The sequence below is a fragment of the Streptomyces callyspongiae genome (genome assembly GCF_047200695.1).
In the GTDB taxonomy this organism is placed as follows: Bacteria; Actinomycetota; Actinomycetes; order Streptomycetales; family Streptomycetaceae; genus Streptomyces.
The window spans coordinates 106,758-124,862 of sequence record NZ_JBJZOM010000007.1 but is presented as its reverse complement, the minus strand read 5'-3'; the positions used below and the strand labels follow the sequence as shown (position 1 = coordinate 124,862).

Below are 18,105 nucleotides of genomic sequence, written 5' to 3'. Positions count from 1 at the left end.
GCAATCCGTACAGTCTCCGCGCGTGTTTCATGGCCGTGCTGGACAGAACCATGCCCTCCGAACCGGGCAACCCACTGAACTCTCCCATTCCGAGGCGCTTCCTCTGTGGAGTCCTCACAGTCTCGCGGGAGGGACACCCGGCACGCACGGTTCACCTTCCCGGCTGCACCCGTACGCGCCGGTGACACGTTCCGGTTGTCGGATCCCTACCTCTGCGGGGTGACCCCGGCCCGCAGCAATCCGTAGGTGTAGGCGTCCTCCAGTGCCTGCCAGGACGCGGCGATCACGTTGTCCGCCACCCCGACCGTCGCCCACTCCGCGGTGCCGTCGGAGGTCGTCACGAGCACGCGGGTGGTGGACTCGGTGCCGTGCCGCCCCTCGAGGATGCGGACCTTGTAGTCCACGAGGTCCAGCCGGGCCAGCTGCGGGTAGATCCGCTCGAGTCCACTGCGGAGTGCCCGGTCCAGCGCGTTGACCGGGCCGTTCCCCTCCCCCGTGGTCACGTGCCGCTCCCCCTTCGCCCACAGGCGCACCGTGGCCTCGTTGGCGTGGGTGCCGTCCGGCCGGTCCTCGACGATGGCGCGCCAGGACTCCACACGGAAGAAGCGTGCGGCCCTGCCCGACCCGTCGGAGTGGACCTCGTCGCGCAGCAGCAGCTCGAACGAGGCGTCCGCGGCCTCGTAGGTGTAGCCGCGCGCCTCCTGCTCCTTGACGCGCGCGACGATGCGCCCCACCAGATCGCGGTCCCCCGCCAGGTCGTATCCCAGCTCCCTGCCCTTGAGTTCGACCGAGGCGCGTCCCGCCATGTCGGAGACGAGCATCCGCATCGAGTTCCCCACCGACTCGGGATCGATGTGCTGGTAGAGGTCGGGGTCGACCTTGATGGCGGAGGCGTGCAGGCCGGCCTTGTGGGCGAAGGCGGAGGTCCCGACGTACGGCTGGTGCGTGGACGGAGTCAGATTGACGACTTCGGCGATGGCGTGCGAGATGCGCGTCGCCTCGGTCAGCGCCCCGGGAGGGAGTACCCGGCGGTCGTACTTGAGCTCGAGCGCGGCGACGACGGGGAAGAGGTTGGCGTTCCCGACCCGCTCGCCGTAGCCGTTGGCGGTGCACTGCACATGGGTGGCACCGGCGTCGACGGCGGCCAGCGTGTTGGCGACCGCGCAGCCGGTGTCGTCCTGGGCGTGGATGCCCAGGCGTGCACCGGTGTCCGCGCCCACCGCACGCACCACCGCGTGGACGTCGGCCGGGAGCATGCCCCCGTTGGTGTCGCACAGCACGACGACCTCGGCGCCCGCCTCGTGGGCCGCGCGCACGACCTGCTCGGCGTAGGCCGGATCGGCGCGGTGACCGTCGAAGAAGTGCTCGCAGTCGACGAAGACCCGCCGGCCTCGGGAGCGGAGGTGGGCGACAGTGTCCCGCACCATCGCGAGGTTCTCCTCCAGGGAGGTGCGCAGGGCGAGTTCGACGTGCCGCTTGTGGGCCTTGGCGACCAGGGTGACCACCGGAGCTCCGGAATCGAGAAGCGCGGTGACCTGCGGGTCCTCGGAGGCGGCCACCCCGGGCCGGCGCGTGGCGCCGAAGGCGACGAGCAGGGAGTGGCGGAGGTCCAGCTCCCGCGCCGCGCGCCGGAAGAACTCGGTGTCCCGCGGATTCGCCCCGGGCCAGCCTCCCTCGATGAATCCGACGCCGAAGTCGTCCAGGTGCCGGGCGATGGTCAGTTTGTCGGCGACGCTCAGATGGATGCCTTCGCGCTGGGCTCCGTCGCGCAGCGTGGTGTCGAAGACGTGGAAGTCGTCGCTGGGGACGTCCTTCGGCATGATGGTCGGGCTCCTGTCGGGACAAGCGATCCGGATGGCTCGGCCCCACCTGCCCCTCGTTCCGCGCCACGTCCTCCGGCATGGTGGTGCCGGAAACGAAAAGACCCCTCGCCGGTCGCGAGAGGTCTGCGCGCGGGTCGGAGGGCACGGTGCCCGCTGCCGCATCGGGTCGGATGCGGTCAGCAGCCACGGCGGACCGGCGCGCTGTCACCCATGATCATGGTGAGCGAGAGCACGGGGTGAGCTTCGCACAGGTCTGTCCGGTTCTCCATGCGGTCTCATGATACGGACGCGCTCGTGGGCAGTTCCGCGCAACGGCACGGGCGGCGAGGGTGGGACCGCCGCACTCGTACCGGTCCCACCCACGGGCGTCAGTCGATCCTGTGCATCCAGCCGTGCGGGTCCTCGGCGCGGCCGGTCTGGAGGGCGAGCAGCCGCTCGCGCAGCTTCATGGTCACCTCACCGGGTTCGCCGTCCCCGACGGTCCAGCTGCCGTCCGCGGACTTCGCCTGACCGACCGGGGTGATCACGGCGGCCGTACCGCAGGCGAAGACCTCGGTCAGCGTCCCGTCCTCGTTGCCGCGGCGCCAGTCGTCGGCGGAGATGCGCCCCTCCTCCGTGGAGCAGCCCAGGTCCTCGGCGATGCTGAGCAGCGAGTCACGGGTGATGCCGGGCAGCAGGGTGCCGGTCAGCTCAGGGGTGACGATCCGCGCGTCCCTGCCGCTGCCGTACACGAAGTAGAGGTTCATGCCGCCCATCTCCTCGATCCAGCGGCGCTCCAGCGCGTCGAGGTAGACGACCTGGTCGCACCCCTGGGCGGCGGCCTCCTTCTGCGCCACGAGGGAGGCGGCGTAGTTGCCGCCCGTCTTGGCCTCGCCCATGCCGCCGGGGGCCGCACGGACGTACTCCTGGGAGAGCCACACCGAGACCGGCTTCACGCCGCGCGGGAAGTAGGCGCCGGCGGGCGAGGCGATGATGACGAAGAGGTACTCGCCGGCCGGACGGACGCCGAGTCCGACCTCGGTGGCGAACATGAAGGGGCGCAGGTAGAGGGACTGCTCGCTCTTGCTGGGAACCCAGTCGCGGTCCTGCCGGACCAGGATGTCGCAGGCCTCCACGAATGCCTCGACCGGAAGCTCCGGCATGGCCAGCCGGCGCGCGGAGTTCTGGAAGCGCCGGGCGTTGGCCTCCGGGCGGAACGTGGCCACGGACCCGTCGGCCTGGCGGTACGCCTTGAGGCCTTCGAAGATCGTCTGCGCGTAGTGCAGGGTGGCGTTGGCCGGGTCGAGCGACAGCGACGCGTACGGTTCGAGCTGAGCATCGTGCCATCCGCGGCCCTCGGTCCAGCGGATGGTGACCATGTGGTCGGTGAAGTGCCGGCCGAAACCGGGGTCGGCGAGCACGGCCTCGCGCTCCGTGGCGGACAGCGGCTGCGCTGAGGGCTTCAGGTCGAAGTCGATGCGGGGCGTTGTCGTCATGTGAGCGCGTCCTTCGTGTGTGTCGTGGCGGACCGCGGCCCCGTCGCCCTGCGGTACTAGGACGTCCGAGCTTCTCTCCCTGCGCGGCCCCGCATCCGATTATCGCGCGCGGGGTGCCCTCGGGCGGACCCGGGTGTCGCGGCCCCTGCGAGCCGTGCCGTAGATGGTGGCACCCGATCGCCCCGTTGCCCAGCGCCGGCAAGGCGCCGGGCGGAACCACGTCAGGCCGTCACGCGCGCGAGGAGCGCGTCGCCCGTCTCCTCGGTGCTGCGCCCGGTGGGCCGTTCGCCCAGATCGGCCGTGACGGCCTCCTCGACACGGGCGGCCTCCGCATCCATCCCGAGGTGGCGCAGAAGCAGGGCGACGGAGAGGACCGTCGCGGTCGGATCGGCCCTGCCGGTCCCCGCGATGTCGGGCGCGGAGCCGTGCACAGGCTCGAACATGGAGGGGAAGGTCCGGGTGGGGTTGACGTTCCCCGAGGCCGCGAGCCCGATGCCGCCCGTCACGGCGGCGGCCAGATCGGTGAGGATGTCGCCGAAGAGGTTGTCCGTGACGATCACGTCGAACCGGGAGGGATCGGTGACGATGAAGATGGTCGCGGCGTCGACGTGCAGGTAGTCCGTGGTGACCTCGGGGTACTCCTGACCCACCCGGTCGAAGATGCCCTTCCACAGGCCTCCGGCGTGCACCAGGACATTGTTCTTGTGCACCAGGGTGAGTTTCCTGCGCGGCCGGGACCGTGCCCGCTCGTAGGCGTCCCGGACCACGCGCTCGACGCCGTAGGCGGTGTTGACGCTGACCTCGGTGGCGACCTCGGCATCGGTGCCGGTCCGCAGGCTGCCGCCGTTGCCGGTGTAGGGCCCCTCGGTTCCCTCGCGGACCACCACGAAGTCGATGTCCGGGCGCCCCTGCAGCGGGGTGTCGCAGCGCGGGTAGAGGCGGGCGGGCCGCAGGTTCACGAAGTGGTCGAAGGCGAAGCGGAGCTTCAGCAGCAGCCCGCGTTCCAGCACGCCCGAGGGGACCGTCGGGTCTCCGACGGCACCGAGCAGAATCGCGTCGTGCTCGGCGAGCCGGGCGAGTTCGGCGTCCGGGAGGGTCTCCCCGGTGGCGTGCCAGCGGGCGGCACCGAGATCGTAGGACCGGGTCTCCAGCTTGGTGTCGGCCGGAAGGACCGCGTCGAGAACCCTGAGGCCCTGCGCGACGACCTCCGGGCCGATCCCGTCGCCGGGGATCGCTGCGAGGCTGATGCTGCGAGACATGACGGGGACCCTACGCGGCGTCTCGTCCTCCGACACGCACTGTCCACGATCCGGACCGGACGTGTCGGAGGACGACGCTCCTGACGGACGTCGCGATCAGTGGCCGGTCGCTCCGCCGTTGTCGCGGCGGTCCAGGGCGCGCTGGAGGGCGGCGGCCGCGTTCCTGCGGTCGCTGTCGTGCGTGCTCCGACGGGCGGCGGCGTGACGGGTGCGGCGGCGTGCGGTCTCAGCCATGGGGAAACTCCTTCACAGGGCGTCGAGGCAGCGTGCCTCGGGCGAGGGATGCGAAATGCAGTGCAACGCGCCGGAAGGGGCGGGGGCGCCGGGTGCGGCAGGGGTCACCTGCTCGAAGCACCGCGCCATGACCGCCGGTCGCTGGTGGAGCGACGAAGCGTATCGGCTCTCCACCACGGTAGAAGCCCGGAGCCGTGCTGTCTCGTTTTTACTCGGGCTTCCTACTATCTGAGACGGAGAGTGCCGTGACCTGCGGGTTCGTGGAGCGGCCTTCGCCGGGCGGAGGACGCACCCGGCGAACGGACCGGGCCCGCCCTCCCGGAAGCGGGAGGACGGGCCCGGCGCACGCACGGAACCGCGGGACGGTCAGTCCATGTGCGGGTAGCGGTAGTCGGTCGGGGCGACCATGGTCTCCTTGATGGCCCGCGGCGACATCCAGCGCAGCAGGTTGAACTTGGAGCCCGCCTTGTCGTTGGTGCCCGAGGCGCGGGCGCCGCCGAACGGCTGCTGCCCGACGATGGAGCCGGTGGGCCGGTCGTTGATGTAGAAGTTGCCCGCCGCGAAGCGCAGCCTGTCGGAGGCCTCGGCGACCGCACGGCGGTCCCGGCCGAGCACCGCGCCGGTGAGCGCGTAGGAGGAGACCGACTCCATCTGGTCGAGCATCGCGTGCCAGTCGCCGTCCTCGTAGACGTGCACGGCGACGATCGGCCCGAAGTACTCCTTGGAGAACAGCTCGTTCTCGGGGTCGGAGCAGGCGATGACCGTCGGGCGCACGAAGTAGCCCACCGAGTCGTCGTAGCTCCCGCCCGCGACGATCTCGCAGCTCGGGTCCTCCTTGGCGCGGTCGATCGCGGCCTTGTTCTTCGCGAACGCCCGCTCGTCGATCACGGCGCCCATGAAGTTCGACAGGTCGCTGACGTCGCCCATCGTGAGCTCGTCCGCCTCGGCCGCCAGCTCCTCCTTGAAGCCGTCCTCCCACAGCGACCGCGGGATGTAGGCCCGCGAGGCGGCGGAGCACTTCTGCCCCTGGTACTCGAAGGCACCGCGGGTGATGGCGGTCTTGAGGATGGCGCGGTCCACGGTGGGGTGGGCGACGATAAAGTCCTTGCCGCCCGTCTCGCCGACCAGGCGCGGGTAGGACTTGTAGCCGGCGATGTTCTCGCCGACGGCCTTCCACAGGTACTGGAAGGTGGCCGTGGAGCCGGTGAAGTGGACGCCCGCCAGGTCCGGGTGCGGGAGCGCGACCTCGGAGACCTCCTTGCCGTCACCGGTCACGAGGTTGATCACGCCCTTGGGCATGCCCGCCTCCTCCAGCAGCTCCATCAGCAGCACGGCGGAGTGCGTCTGCGTCGGCGAGGGCTTCCACACGACGACGTTGCCCATCAGCGCCGGCGCGGTCGGCAGGTTGCCCGCGATCGCGGTGAAGTTGAACGGGGTGATCGCGTAGACGAACCCCTCCAGCGGGCGGTGGTCCAGACGGTTCCAGATCCCCTTGGGCTGCATCGGCGGCTGCTCGGCGAGCAGTTCCCGCGCGAAGTGCACGTTGAAGCGCCAGAAGTCGATCAGCTCGCACGGCGCGTCGATCTCTGCCTGCTGCGCGGTCTTGGACTGTCCCAGCATGGTGGAGGCGGCGATCGTCTCGCGCCACGGGCCGGACAGCAGGTCGGCGGCCTTCAGAAGGATGGCTGCACGGTCGTCGAAGGACATCGCACGCCAGGCCGGCGCGGCCGCCAGCGCGGCGTCGATCGCCTCCTGCGCGTCCTGGCGCGTGGCGTTGCGGTAGGTGCCGAGGGCCGCCTTGTGGTTGTGCGGCTGCACCACCTCGACCCGCTCACCGCCACCCATGCGCTTCTGCCCGTCGATGGTCATGGGGAGGTCGATCGGGTTGTCCGAGAGCTCCTTGAGCTTCTTCTCCAGCCGGGCGCGCTCGGCACTGCCGGGGGCGTACGTGTGCACCGGCTCGTTGTACGGCGCGGGGACGTGGGTCACGGCGTCCATGGGTCGCGGGCTCCTTCGCGTTCGATGTTGTCGTGGGGCAAGGACGGAGTACGGGGCCCGGGGTGACGGCCCCGCACCGAGGCTAGCGGCGGCTCACCAGCGAGCGGAGGAAGAAGGCGAGGTTCGCCGGGCGCTCCGCGAGACGGCGCATGAAGTAGCCGTACCAGTCGGTGCCGTACGGGACGTAGACCCGCATGCGGTGCCCGGCTTCCGCCAACCGCTCCTGCTCCGCCTCACGGATCCCGTAGAGCATCTGGAACTCGTAGGAGTCCTTCTTGCGCCCCGCGTCGCGGGCGAGTTCCTGGGTGATCGCGATCATCCGCGGGTCGTGCGAGCCGATCATCGGGTAGCCGTCCCCCGCCATGAGGATCTTCAGGCACCGGACGTACGCACGGTCCACCTCGTGCTTGTCCTGGTACGCGACCTCGGCGGGCTCCCGGTAGGCGCCCTTCACCAGTCGCACCCGGGAGCCTTCCCCTGCCAGCGCGTGGCAGTCCTCCTCGGTGCGGAAAAGGTAGGACTGCACCACGGCACCTGTCTGCGGGAAGCGGGTGCGGAGCTCGGCGAGGATGCGCAGCGTCGAGTCGACCGTGGTGTGGTCCTCCATGTCCAGAGTGACCGTGGTGCCCGCCTCGGCGGCCGCCTCCACCACCGGCAGGACGTTGCCGTACGCGATGTCCTCCCCGCCGGGAAGTGCCTGTCCGAAGGCGGAGAGCTTGACGGACATCTCCGCGCGCTCGCCGAGCCCCTCGCCCGCCAGCGCTTCGGCGAGGGCGAGGTAGGCGTCACGGTTGCGGGCCGCCTCGGAACGGTCGGTGATGTCCTCGCCGAGATGGTCCAGCGTGATCTCGAGCCCGCTGTCGGCCAGGGCACGGACCGCGGCGAGCGACTGGTCCAGCCGTTCCCCTGCGACGAAGCGGTCGACGACCGGCCGGGTGACCGGCGCGGCCGAGACGGCGCGACGGATGGCGTCGCTGCGCGCAGCGGCGAGAAGCACGGGACCCAGCACGGGCACCTCCACGTGTCACGGTGTTTCCGGGAGCGACAGTTCCGCGTCGCCCACCGTGCAAAGTTAAGGATCCCGCCGCACGGGAGCCATCGACAGCTGTCACGCATCCGTGTCCCCGATCTCAGACAGATGTATGAGAATGGGAAGCAGTGCCGAACCGCGAGGGACAGGAGGTGCGCCGGGTGCGCGAGGAATACCAGGCACTGATCGACGACATCTCCGCCTCGCTGGGAACCCCGGCGACACTGGAGGACCGCGACTTCACCCTGATCGCCTTCGGAGCGCACGAGGGCCAGGAAGGCGCGCCCGACGCGGACCTCGACCCGGTGCGCACCCGGTCGATCCTGCAGCGCCGCTCCACCGCGGCGGTGCGGAAGTGGTTCGAGAGCTTCGGCATCACACGGGCGCGGGCGCCGGTCCGCATCCCGCCGGACCCGTCGGCGGGGGTGCGTACCGGGCGGCTCTGCATTCCGGTACGGCACGGAGGTGTCGTGTACGGCTACGTGTGGCTGCTCGACGACGGCGCACCCGCGCTCGACGACCCGCGGGTGGCGCGGGCGCAGCAGACCGCCACCCGCATCGGAGCGCTGCTGGCCGCGGAGGCCCGGGCCGGTGCGCATGCAGGGGAACTGCTCCGCGAAGTGCTCACCGGGCCGGCAGGCAGCCGGGCGGAGGCAGCGGAGGCGCTGCGCTCGACCTCGGGAGCGGTCGCCGCGGCTCCGCTGGCGATGGTGGCGATCCGGCCGTGGCACGTCGGCGAACTGCGGGGGTCCGCGTCCGCCGGCCCCACCGGTATCCCCGGCGTGGCCGCGCAGTGCGCCCTGCCGGAGTCCTCCGCGCTGGCCGTGCTCACGCGGCTGCGCGCGGCGGGGGTGCTGGCTCCCGCGGAGGGGGTGGCGAAGCGACTCCTGGCGGCCCCGTCCGGTGGTGGAGGCTCCGGGAGCGCCGGAGGACCGGGGCGGACACCGGAAGCCGCGTCACCGGCGGGGACCGCGGCGGAGGCCTTCGGCGGGGTCAGCGCGCTCCGCGGCGACCTGGCCGGCACCGCGGCCGCCGCCTGGGAGGAGGCGCTGGTCGCGGCGAGAGCCGCGGCAGCGGAGCCCGAGCGGTTCGGCCGGGTGGTCGCGTGGGACGCCATCGGCCCGTACCGGCTTCTGGGCCGCCTCCCGGCGGCGGCCGCCCCGGACGAGGCCGTGCGGCACCTGTTCGAACCGGGGCAGCGGGAAATGGCACGGACCGCCGAGGCCTTCCTGGACCGTGCGGGGCAAGCGGGACGGACCGCGGCCGATCTGGGCATCCACCGGCAGACGCTGTACTACCGGCTGGGCCGGGTGGAGCGGCTGACAGGCCTGCGGCTCGACGACGGTGCGGACCGCCTGCTGCTCCATGTCGCTCTGAAGGCCGCGCGGTTGGGCTGAGACGCATCGCGGGCCCGGCGCTCACGCCGGGCCCGCGATGATCGTCCGGGTCTGGTCACTCCTCGAGGCTGACAGCCCGTGCGGACGTCGCACCGATCTCGGCCGCGATCTCCGTGAGGACGGACGGGGGCACGGTGTCGTCGACCGTGAGCGCCACCAGGGCTTCGCCGCCCGCCGTGGCACGGGAAACCTGCATGCCTGCGATGTTGATGCCCGCCTCGCCGAGAATACGGCCGAGGGTGCCGACGACACCCGGACGGTCGCTGTAGCGCAGGAAGGCCATGTGGTCGGCCAGCGCGAGGTCGATGTCGTGGGCACCGACCGCCACGACCTTCTGCTGGTTCTTGGGACCTGCCAGCGTGCCGGAGACGGAGACCTCCTCCCCGCTGCCGAGGGTGCCGCGGACGACGACCATGTTGCGGTGCTCCGCGTACTCGCTGGAGGTGGTGAGCCGGACCTCGACGCCGCGCTCCTGCGCGAACAGCGGAGCGTTGACGTAGGAGACCGTCTCGTCGACCACGTCCTCGAAGACGCCCTTGAGAGCGGAGAGTTCGAGGACCTTCACGTCGTGCTGCGTGAGATCGCCGTACACCTCGACATCCAGCCGGACGGCGACCTCGCCGACCAGGGCCGTGAAGATGCGGCCCAGCTTCTCGGCGAGCGGCAGCGCCGGGCGTACGTCCTCCGCGATGACCCCGCCCTGGACGTTGACCGCGTCGGGCACGAGCTCACCGGCGAGGGCCAGGCGTACGGACTTGGCGACGGAGATGCCCGCCTTCTCCTGGGCCTCCCCGGTGGAAGCACCGAGGTGGGGTGTGCACACGACCTGGTCGAACTCGAACAGCGGGGAGTCGGTGCAGGGTTCGCTGCTGTAGACGTCCAGCCCCGCCCCGGCCACGCGCCCCTCCTTGAGCGCGGCGAGCAGGGCGTCCTCGTCGACGATGCCGCCCCGCGCGGCGTTGACGAGGCGAACCTCGGGCTTGACCTTGTGCAGGGCCTCGTTGCCGATGAGTCCGAGCGTCTCGGGAGTCTTGGGCAGGTGGACGGTGATGAAGTCCGACGTCTCGAGCAACTCGTCGAGGGAGACCAGCTTGACGCCCATCTGGGCGGCGCGTGCCGGCTGCACGTAGGGGTCGTAGGCCACGACGTCCATGCCGAAGGCGGACATGCGCTGCGCGACGAGGACGCCGATGCGTCCGAGGCCGACGACTCCGAGCGTCTTCTCGCTGAGTTCGACGCCGGTGTACTTGCTCCGCTTCCACTCACCGTTCTTGAGAGCGGAGTTGGCCTGCGGAATGTTGCGCGCGGTCGCCACCAGCAGACCGCAGGCGAGCTCCGCGGCCGTGACGATGTTGGACGTGGGAGCGTTCACCACCATGACGCCCGCCTTCGTGGCGGCGGAAACGTCCACGTTGTCCAGTCCGACACCCGCACGGGCGACCACCTTCAGCCGGCGCGCGGCGGCGACGGCCTCGGCGTCGATCTTGGTGGCGCTGCGGATCAGAACGGCGTCGACGTCGGCGATCGCGGGGAGGAGCTCGGAGCGGTCGGCCCCGTTGCAGCGCCTGATCTCGAAGTCCGGTCCCAGGGCGTCGACGGTCGCCGGTGAGAGCTCTTCAGCGATGAGTACGACAGGCTTGGTCACGAGGGATTCAGTCCTCACTTGTCCTCTACGGACGGCCGCGTTCCGACGGCCGAAGGGCGGTGGAGGTGGGCAGCCACGTGAGACACACGACGCTGTGAGCCTGTGACGCGTTTCTGCTCAAGTCTAGCCGCGGAATGGCGGCTCCCGCCGACGTTCCGGGATCTTCGTCGGGCCCGTGTCCCACGGGCCCGACGGAGCCGTGCCGGCAGTCGCACGCACCCGCCGGTGTGCGGGGCGCACGGAATCCGTCGCGGGGCAGTGTCCGGGCGGGGCCCGCCTCCCCGCCCCGCGACGGCGGTGCGAGGTCAGGCCTCCTCGTCGACCCAGCTCATCAGCTTCCGCAGCTTGCGGCCGGTGGTCTCCAGCAGGTGGTCGCTGTCCGCCTTCTTGTACTCGTTGTACTTGGGCAGACCTGCCTCGTACTCCTTCATCCAGTTGGTCGCGAAGGAGCCGTCCTGGATGTCGGAGAGCACCTTCCGCATTTCGGTCTTCGTCGCGTCGGTGATGATCCGCGGGCCGGTGACGTAGTCGCCCCACTCGGCGGTCTCCGAGACCGACCAGCGCATCTTCTCCAGACCGCCCTCGTACATGAGGTCCACGATCAGCTTCAGCTCGTGCAGGCACTCGAAGTAGGCGATCTCGGGCTGGTAGCCGGCCTCGACCAGGGTCTCGAAGGCGGCCTTGACCAGGGCGGAGGTGCCACCGCACAGCACAGCCTGCTCGCCGAAGAGGTCGGTCTCGGTCTCCTCGGTGAAGGTCGTCCCGATCACGCCGGCGCGGGTGCCGCCGATGCCCTTGGCGTAGGACAGGGCCAGGTCGAACGCCCTGCCCGAGGCGTCCTGCTCGACGGCCGCGATGCACGGGACGCCGCGCCCCTCCTCGTACTGCCGCCGCACGAGGTGGCCCGGGCCCTTCGGCGCCACCATGCAGACGTCCACCCCGGCCGGGGGCTTGATGAAGCCGAAACGGATGTTGAAGCCGTGGCCGAAGAACAGCGCGTTGCCCGCCTCCAGGTGGGGGGCCACGGACTCCTCGTAGACCTTGGCCTGGATCGGGTCCGGGACCAGGATCATGATGACGTCGGCCTCGGCGGCGGCCTCGGCCGGTGTCGTGACCCGCAGGCCCTGCTCCTCGGCCCGGGTGCGGGACGCGGAGCCCTCCTTCAGGCCGACCCGGACGTCGACGCCGGAGTCGCGCAACGAGAGAGCGTGGGCGTGCCCCTGGCTGCCGTAACCGAGAACGGCGACCTTGCGGTTCTGGATGATGGACAGGTCGGCGTCGGCGTCGTAGAACAACTCGGCCACTTGGGGTCTCCTCGTTTCTTGCTGGTGGGGCGCCCCACCGTACGGCGGGGCGGGGTCGGTGGGTTCCGGCGCTCGGATGCTGGAAGGCCGGTCAGGCGCTGCGTTCCAGGGCGCGCAGCGAGCGATCGGTGATCGACCGGGCACCCCGTCCTATGGCGATGGTCCCGGACTGCACCAGTTCCTTGATGCCGTACGGCTCCAGCATCCGCAGCATGGCCTCGAGCTTGTCGCTGCTGCCGGTCGCCTCGATGGTGACCGCCTCCGGCGACACGTCGACGGTCTTCGCGCGGAACAGCTGCACGATCTCGACGATCTGCGAGCGCGTCTCGTTGTCGGAGCGGACCTTCACCAGGACGAGTTCCCGCTGGACCGCCGATCCGGGCTCCAGCTCGACGATCTTCAGCACGTTGACGAGCTTGTTGAGCTGCTTGGTGACCTGTTCCAGCGGGAGGTCCTCGACATTCACCACGATGGTGATGCGGGAGATGTCGGGGTGCTCGGTGACTCCGACCGCGAGGGAGTCGATGTTGAAGCCGCGGCGGGAGAACAGCGAGGCGATCCTTGCCAGGATGCCCGGCGTGTTCTCCACCAGGACGGAGAGGGTGTGCTTGGACATCTGCTGTGCTGCTCCGCTCGTCACTCGTCGCTGTCGCCGAAGTCGGGGCGCACGCCGCGCGCCGCCATGACCTCGTCGTTGGAGGTGCCCGCCGCGACCATCGGCCAGACCATCGCGTCCTCGTGCACGATGAAGTCGACGACGACGGGCCGGTCGTTGATGGAGTTGGCCTTCTCGATGACGGCGTCCAGCTGCTCGGGGTCCTCGCAGCGGATACCGACGCAGCCCATGGCCTCGGCCAGCTTCACGAAATCCGGGACACGGGTGCCGCGGAACGGCGCGATGTCGGCGGCGCCGTCCGCCTGCTCCGGATCTCCGTCGTGCAGCTTCGTGTTCGAGTAGCGCTGGTTGTAGAAGAGGGTCTGCCACTGGCGGACCATCCCCAGTGCCCCGTTGTTGATGATGGCGACCTTGATGGGCACGCCGTTGAGCGCGGCCGTGGCGAGTTCCTGGTTGGTCATCTGGAAGCAGCCGTCGCCGTCGATCGCCCAGACGGTCCTGTCGGGCACGCCCACCTTCGCGCCCAGGGCGGCGGGCACCGCGTAGCCCATGGTTCCCAGGCCCCCGGAGTTGAGCCAGGTGGCCGGCTTCTCGTAGTCGATGTAGTGCGCCGCCCACATCTGGTGCTGGCCCACTCCGGCAGCGAAGACCGTCCCCTCCGGGGCGAGGCGCCCGATGCGCTGGATGACCTGCTGCGGGGAGAGCGAGCCGTCCTCGGGGAGGTCGTAGCCGAGCGGGTAGGTCTCGCGCCAGCGGTCCAGCAGCTGCCACCAGGCGTCGTAGTCGCCGCCGCGGCCCGCCTCGTACTCGGCCTGCAGCGCCACGACCAGATCGGCGATCACCTCGCGCGCGTCACCGACGATCGGCACGTCGGCGGCACGGTTCTTGCCGATCTCGGCGGGGTCGACATCGGCATGGACGATCTTGGCGTGGGGCGCGAACGAGTCCAGCCTGCCGGTGACGCGGTCGTCGAAGCGGGCGCCGAGCGCGATGATGAGGTCCGACTTCTGGAGGGCGGTGACGGCAGCGACCGTGCCGTGCATGCCCGGCATCCCCAGATGCTGGGGATGACTGTCGGGGAAGGCCCCGATGCCCATGAGCGTGGTGGTGACGGGGGCTCCCGTCAGTTCGGCGAGCACCTTCAGCTCCCCGGTCGCGCGGGCCTTGAGCACGCCGCCGCCGACGTAGAGCACGGGGCGCCGGGCTCCGGTCATCAGACGTGCGGCCTCGCGGATCTGCTTGGCGTGCGGCTTCGTGACGGGCCGGTAGCCGGGGAGATCGGCCTGCGGCGGCCAGGAGAACCGGGTCCGGGCCTGGAGGGCGTCCTTGGCGATGTCGACGAGAACGGGGCCGGGACGGCCGGTGGCCGCGATGTGGAAGGCCTCCGCGATGGTCCGGGGGATGTCCGCGGGGTCGGTGACCAGGAAGTTGTGCTTGGTCACCGGCATGGTGATGCCGCAGATGTCCGCTTCCTGGAAGGCGTCGGTGCCGATGGACTTGGACGCGACCTGCCCGGTGATCGCGACCAGCGGCACGGAGTCCATGTGGGCGTCGGCGATGGGAGTGACCAGGTTGGTGGCGCCGGGGCCCGAGGTGGCCATGCAGACCCCGACCTTCCCCGTGGCCTGGGCATAGCCGGTTGCGGCGTGGCCTGCGCCCTGCTCGTGCCGCACGAGCACGTGGCGCACGCCCGAGGAGTCCATCATCGGGTCGTAGGCCGGCAGGATCGCACCGCCGGGGATTCCGAACACCGTGTCGGCGCCGACCTCTTCCAGCGCACGGATGAGGGACTGCGCGCCCGTCATCGGCGCGGGCGAGGGTGTCGGCGCGCCCGGCTGCTGCTGTCCGCTGCGGGGCCGCGGCTGCGGTTTGGGGGCCCCGGAGGGCTGCTCGGTCATCGGCTTCTCTTCCCGGAGAGTGAGGGTGTGGCGCTCGTCGTGATCGGTCACCGGCGGCCTGTGCGCCACCGGTCGGCGCGGGACGGAGTGGTTGCCGTCCGGGCACCGGTGCAACAAAAAACCCCTCGTGCCGTGGAGGCAGGCGAGGGGAGCGCGTCGCTGAGGTCGCGGGGTTCCGTGAGGGCCCCTTCAGCCGACGCGCCGTCCAAGTACGAGAATTCGGGTGCGCATGGCATGACCTTCCTCCGCCCTCCCCGAGGGTGTCAAGTGGGTGGGACGGGTGTCTCACTATGTGACCCGGACGGTGACGCGTCGTACGCGTCGTCGGGTGGGGCGGAAGGCCGGCTCGGGGGCGAGTGGGTGATCAGCGGATCGGGGCCGCTCGCTCCCCCACGGCGCACCGGGAGCGGCAGGGCACTGCTCACGGAGGCTGCTGCCGGTTCCGGCCCGTCGGACCGGCCCGGTGGCAGCGGGTATCCGCCGGAGCTCAGCGCGCGGCGCAGCCGATGCTCGTCCAGTGCACCGGAGAACGCGGCGCCACGGCCGTGCGCGCACCCCATGCCGCGCAGCACGACCACCTGTTCCGGGCGGTCGATGCCGTCGGCCACGGCGGTCAGCCCGAGATCGTCCGCCATGCCCAGGAGCCCGGCGACGATCTTCCTCGCCCGGACCGAGTCCACAACGCCTTCGACCAGACCCCGGTCGAGACAGATCCCGTCCAGGGGCAGGCGGCTCAGGGCCGTGATCCCGACGTGCCCGCAGCCCAGCCCGTCCAGGGCGATGCCCACGCCGACAGCGCGCAGGGCGGTCAGCTGCTCCTCCAGTTCCCCCCAGGAGATGCGGGGGTCCGCCACGGAGAGCTCCAGCACCAGGCAGGCGGGGGGCAGGCCGTGCCGGGCGAGCAACGACTCGATGCCGCTCCCGGGCGGCTGCCGTCCGGTGAGGCGCCGGGCGGCGCAGGGGACTCTCAACGGCGTGGCGATTCCGGCACGGTGACGGTTCGCGGCCTGAGCGACGGCCTCGTCCAGGAACCTGCGGCCCAGCCGGGCCGCCCGCTGGCCGGCCGCCGTACCCTGCACGCCGTCGACCTGCATGATCCCGGCGGGCGGAAGGAGCATCCCCTGTGCCGAGCGCCAGCGGGCCTGGGCCCACACCGCGGTGACTCTGCCGGTACGGAGTTCGACGACGGGCTGGTGGAGGACGGCGAGTTCGCCGGGCTCCTGGCCGGCGCGGGCCGGACGTGCCTGCTGGGGGAGGCGCAGCGGCGGCTGCCGGGTGTAGAGCTCCACGCGGTCCTTGCCCGCCTGCTTCGCCCGGTACATGGCCTGGTCCGCCCGGCGCAGGAGAACATCGGGGGTGATGCCGGGTTCGGCGAAGGCGATCCCGATGGAGGCGGCGACCCGCACCTCGGTGCCGTCGTGCACGACGTACGGCTCGGAGAGCGTCGACCGCAGGCGCTCGGCGATCTCCCGGACGCGGCGTTCACGCCCCCCTGGGCCGGTGTCCGCGGCGTCGCCGAGGACGAGCGCGGCGAACTCGTCACCGCCGAGCCGGGCGGCGGTGTCGCCCGCCCGCACGGAATCCCGCAGCCGACGCGCGGCATGCACCAGCAGTTCGTCGCCCGCGTGGTGGCCGACAGTGTCGTTGACCAGCTTGAAGCCGTCGAGGTCGATGTAGAGCACGGCGGTGGCGCGGTCACCGCCCCGGCGGCCGGCGAGCGCCTGTCGGACCCTGTCGGTGAAGAGCGCCCTGTTGGGCAGGTCCGTGAGCGGGTCGTGCGAGGCGCTGTGCTGCAACTGGCGCTGGAGCCGGACGCGTTCGGTGACGTCGCGACTGTTGAGGACGACACCGCCCTGGTGGCGGTTGACGGTGGACTCGATGTTCAGCCAGTGACCGGCGCCGTGCCGGAACCGGCACTCGATGCGCGTGGAACGTTCCTTCTCGGGCGGGGCGGCGAGGAACCTGCGGATCTCGTGCAGCACCCGCGCGAGGTCCTCGGGGTGGATCAGGGAGGCGAGTTCGGACCCGACGAGCTCCCCGGCCTCGCGGCCGTAGACACCCGCGGCCGCCGGCGAGACGTACCGCAGCACACCGGTCGAGGCAACGATCATGATGACGTCGCTCGAGCCCTGGACCAGACTGCGGAAGTGGTTCTCCTTCTCCGCCAGTTCCTGGGTGAGATGCAGGTTGTCCAGCAGCATGATGCCCTGCCGGACGACGAGCACCAGCACCACCGTGCAGCCGGTGAGGAGAACGACACGGTCGACGCGGCTCCCGTCCACGGCGCTGTGGATGATGCTGAGGATGCTGACGGCCGCCGCGAGATACGGGGTCAGTGCCGCCAGCGAGCCGGCGATGGGCCTGGCCTGCTGCTCGGGGGGCTCCGGGCTGCGCACCGGGTCCGTGCCGGCGGCGCGGGAGCAGGCTTGTGAACGCGGGCGGCGGAGACCGGCCCAGGGCGCGTAGGCGAGGACGAGCGACCCCGCGAACCAGCCGGCGTCCAGGAACTGCCCGGAGCTGTAGTGCTCGCGCAGGAGCGGCGAGGTGAAGAGCGCGTCGCAGAGGACGGTGAGCGCCAGGGCGCCCACGGCGGTGCTGATCGCCGCGCGGTCGGCCGCGGGGCGCCGGAACTGCAGAGCGAGGGCGATGCTGATCAGCACGATGTCCAGCAGCGGGTACGCGAGTTCGAGAGCCGCGGAGGCCACCGAGCCGCGCTGCCAGGAGGCGGTGTGGGAGAGCGCGAGCGACCAGGAGACGGTGAGCAGCGATCCTCCGATGAGCCAGGAGTCCAGTGCCAAGCAGGTCCAGCCGGCCCGGGTGACGGGACGCTTGGCGAGCACCAGCAGGCCGACGATGGCGGGAGGCGCGAAGAGGAGGAAGCAGAAGTCGGCCGGGGACGGGTTCGGCACGGGCACCTCGAGCACCACCTCGTACCAGCCCCAGACGCCGTTGCCCAGCGCGGCCATGCCGGAGGACAGGGCGAAGAGGTACCAGGCCGGACGGAACCGGCTGCCGCTGCGGGTGCGGGCGTGCCAGGCGCAGGAGAGTGCCGCCAGGAGGGCGGCGGCGCTGAGACCGAAGTCCCCCATCACCAGGGCGAGGCGTTCGGAGCCCCAGCCGAGGGCCGCACCCGCGGCGTACCCGCCGCAGAGCGCCGCGAGCAGCAGGCGGAGGCCGATACGGGGACGCGACGCGGCGCTCGGGGCGGACCGCGAACAGCCGGGGCCGACCCAGAGCCCACCGCCCTGGGCACTCACCGGGACCCCCGGAAGGAGGCGGCGCTCGCCCCCGCGCCGCGGCTGCGGTGTACGGCCCACCGTGCGTACCGCCCCCGGCGATTCGTCACACGCTCGCGCATTCGCCCTTCGCTCCCCCCTCGTGTCCCGGTTCGGTCACCGTCGGGACGATACACCAGATTCGTCACAC

12 protein-coding genes are annotated in these 18,105 nt (G+C 71.2%); 1 reads left to right on the top strand and 11 read right to left on the bottom strand.

Annotation, left to right across the window (positions count from 1 at the left end):
• Window positions 1-206 precede the first annotated feature (206 nt).
• The 6 genes from cimA to ACL06G_RS08685 all read right to left on the bottom strand — a co-directional run bounded on the left by cimA (window position 207) and on the right by ACL06G_RS08685 (window position 7,798).
• Entirely contained in the window at window positions 207-1,820 is a 1,614-nt protein-coding gene (gene cimA, locus ACL06G_RS08710) for a citramalate synthase (protein ID WP_412785228.1), read from the bottom strand.
• 371 nt (window positions 1,821-2,191) lie between these two features.
• The gene (locus ACL06G_RS08705) at window positions 2,192-3,298 is read right to left on the bottom strand and encodes a branched-chain amino acid aminotransferase (RefSeq protein WP_412835680.1); all 1,107 of its coding nucleotides are present in this window, start codon (window positions 3,296-3,298) and stop codon (window positions 2,192-2,194) included.
• Window positions 3,299-3,519: 221 nt separating this feature from the next.
• Window positions 3,520-4,557 carry a 3-isopropylmalate dehydrogenase gene (locus ACL06G_RS08700; RefSeq protein ID WP_412835679.1) on the bottom strand — a complete coding sequence of 346 codons (1,038 nt, stop codon included), beginning with the start codon at window positions 4,555-4,557 and terminating at the stop codon, window positions 3,520-3,522.
• 96 nt (window positions 4,558-4,653) lie between these two features.
• Window positions 4,654-4,791, bottom strand: a complete 138-nt coding sequence (locus tag ACL06G_RS08695; protein ID WP_412785231.1) for a hypothetical protein — start codon at window positions 4,789-4,791, stop codon at window positions 4,654-4,656.
• Window positions 4,792-5,157: 366 nt separating this feature from the next.
• Complete coding sequence (gene pruA / locus ACL06G_RS08690; RefSeq protein ID WP_412785232.1) at window positions 5,158-6,789, bottom strand: L-glutamate gamma-semialdehyde dehydrogenase; 1,632 nt, start codon at window positions 6,787-6,789, stop codon at window positions 5,158-5,160.
• Between the two features lie 82 nt (window positions 6,790-6,871).
• Complete coding sequence (locus tag ACL06G_RS08685; RefSeq protein ID WP_412835678.1) at window positions 6,872-7,798, bottom strand: proline dehydrogenase family protein; 927 nt, start codon at window positions 7,796-7,798, stop codon at window positions 6,872-6,874.
• A gap of 182 nt (window positions 7,799-7,980) precedes the next feature.
• On the opposite strand from ACL06G_RS08685, the gene ACL06G_RS08680 reads away from it, so the two are divergent.
• Window positions 7,981-9,216, top strand: coding sequence for a helix-turn-helix domain-containing protein (locus ACL06G_RS08680; protein ID WP_412835717.1), 1,236 nt, complete (start codon window positions 7,981-7,983; stop codon window positions 9,214-9,216).
• A gap of 55 nt (window positions 9,217-9,271) precedes the next feature.
• Here the strand turns inward: ACL06G_RS08680 and serA are convergent, their stop codons facing one another.
• The 5 genes from serA to ACL06G_RS08655 all read right to left on the bottom strand — a co-directional run bounded on the left by serA (window position 9,272) and on the right by ACL06G_RS08655 (window position 17,936).
• Entirely contained in the window at window positions 9,272-10,861 is a 1,590-nt protein-coding gene (gene serA, locus ACL06G_RS08675) for a phosphoglycerate dehydrogenase (RefSeq protein ID WP_412785234.1), read from the bottom strand.
• A 305-nt stretch (window positions 10,862-11,166) separates the two neighbouring features.
• Window positions 11,167-12,165, bottom strand: a complete 999-nt coding sequence (gene ilvC, locus ACL06G_RS08670; RefSeq protein WP_412785235.1) for a ketol-acid reductoisomerase — start codon at window positions 12,163-12,165, stop codon at window positions 11,167-11,169.
• A gap of 91 nt (window positions 12,166-12,256) precedes the next feature.
• Window positions 12,257-12,781, bottom strand: coding sequence for an acetolactate synthase small subunit (ilvN, locus tag ACL06G_RS08665; RefSeq protein ID WP_412785236.1), 525 nt, complete (start codon window positions 12,779-12,781; stop codon window positions 12,257-12,259).
• Between the two features lie 20 nt (window positions 12,782-12,801).
• Window positions 12,802-14,679 carry an acetolactate synthase large subunit gene (locus ACL06G_RS08660; protein ID WP_412785281.1) on the bottom strand — a complete coding sequence of 626 codons (1,878 nt, stop codon included), beginning with the start codon at window positions 14,677-14,679 and terminating at the stop codon, window positions 12,802-12,804.
• A 263-nt stretch (window positions 14,680-14,942) separates the two neighbouring features.
• Window positions 14,943-17,936: a putative bifunctional diguanylate cyclase/phosphodiesterase gene (locus tag ACL06G_RS08655; RefSeq protein WP_412835677.1), complete on the bottom strand. Its 2,994-nt coding sequence runs from the start codon at window positions 17,934-17,936 to the stop codon at window positions 14,943-14,945.
• Between the last annotated feature and the right edge of the window lie 169 nt (window positions 17,937-18,105).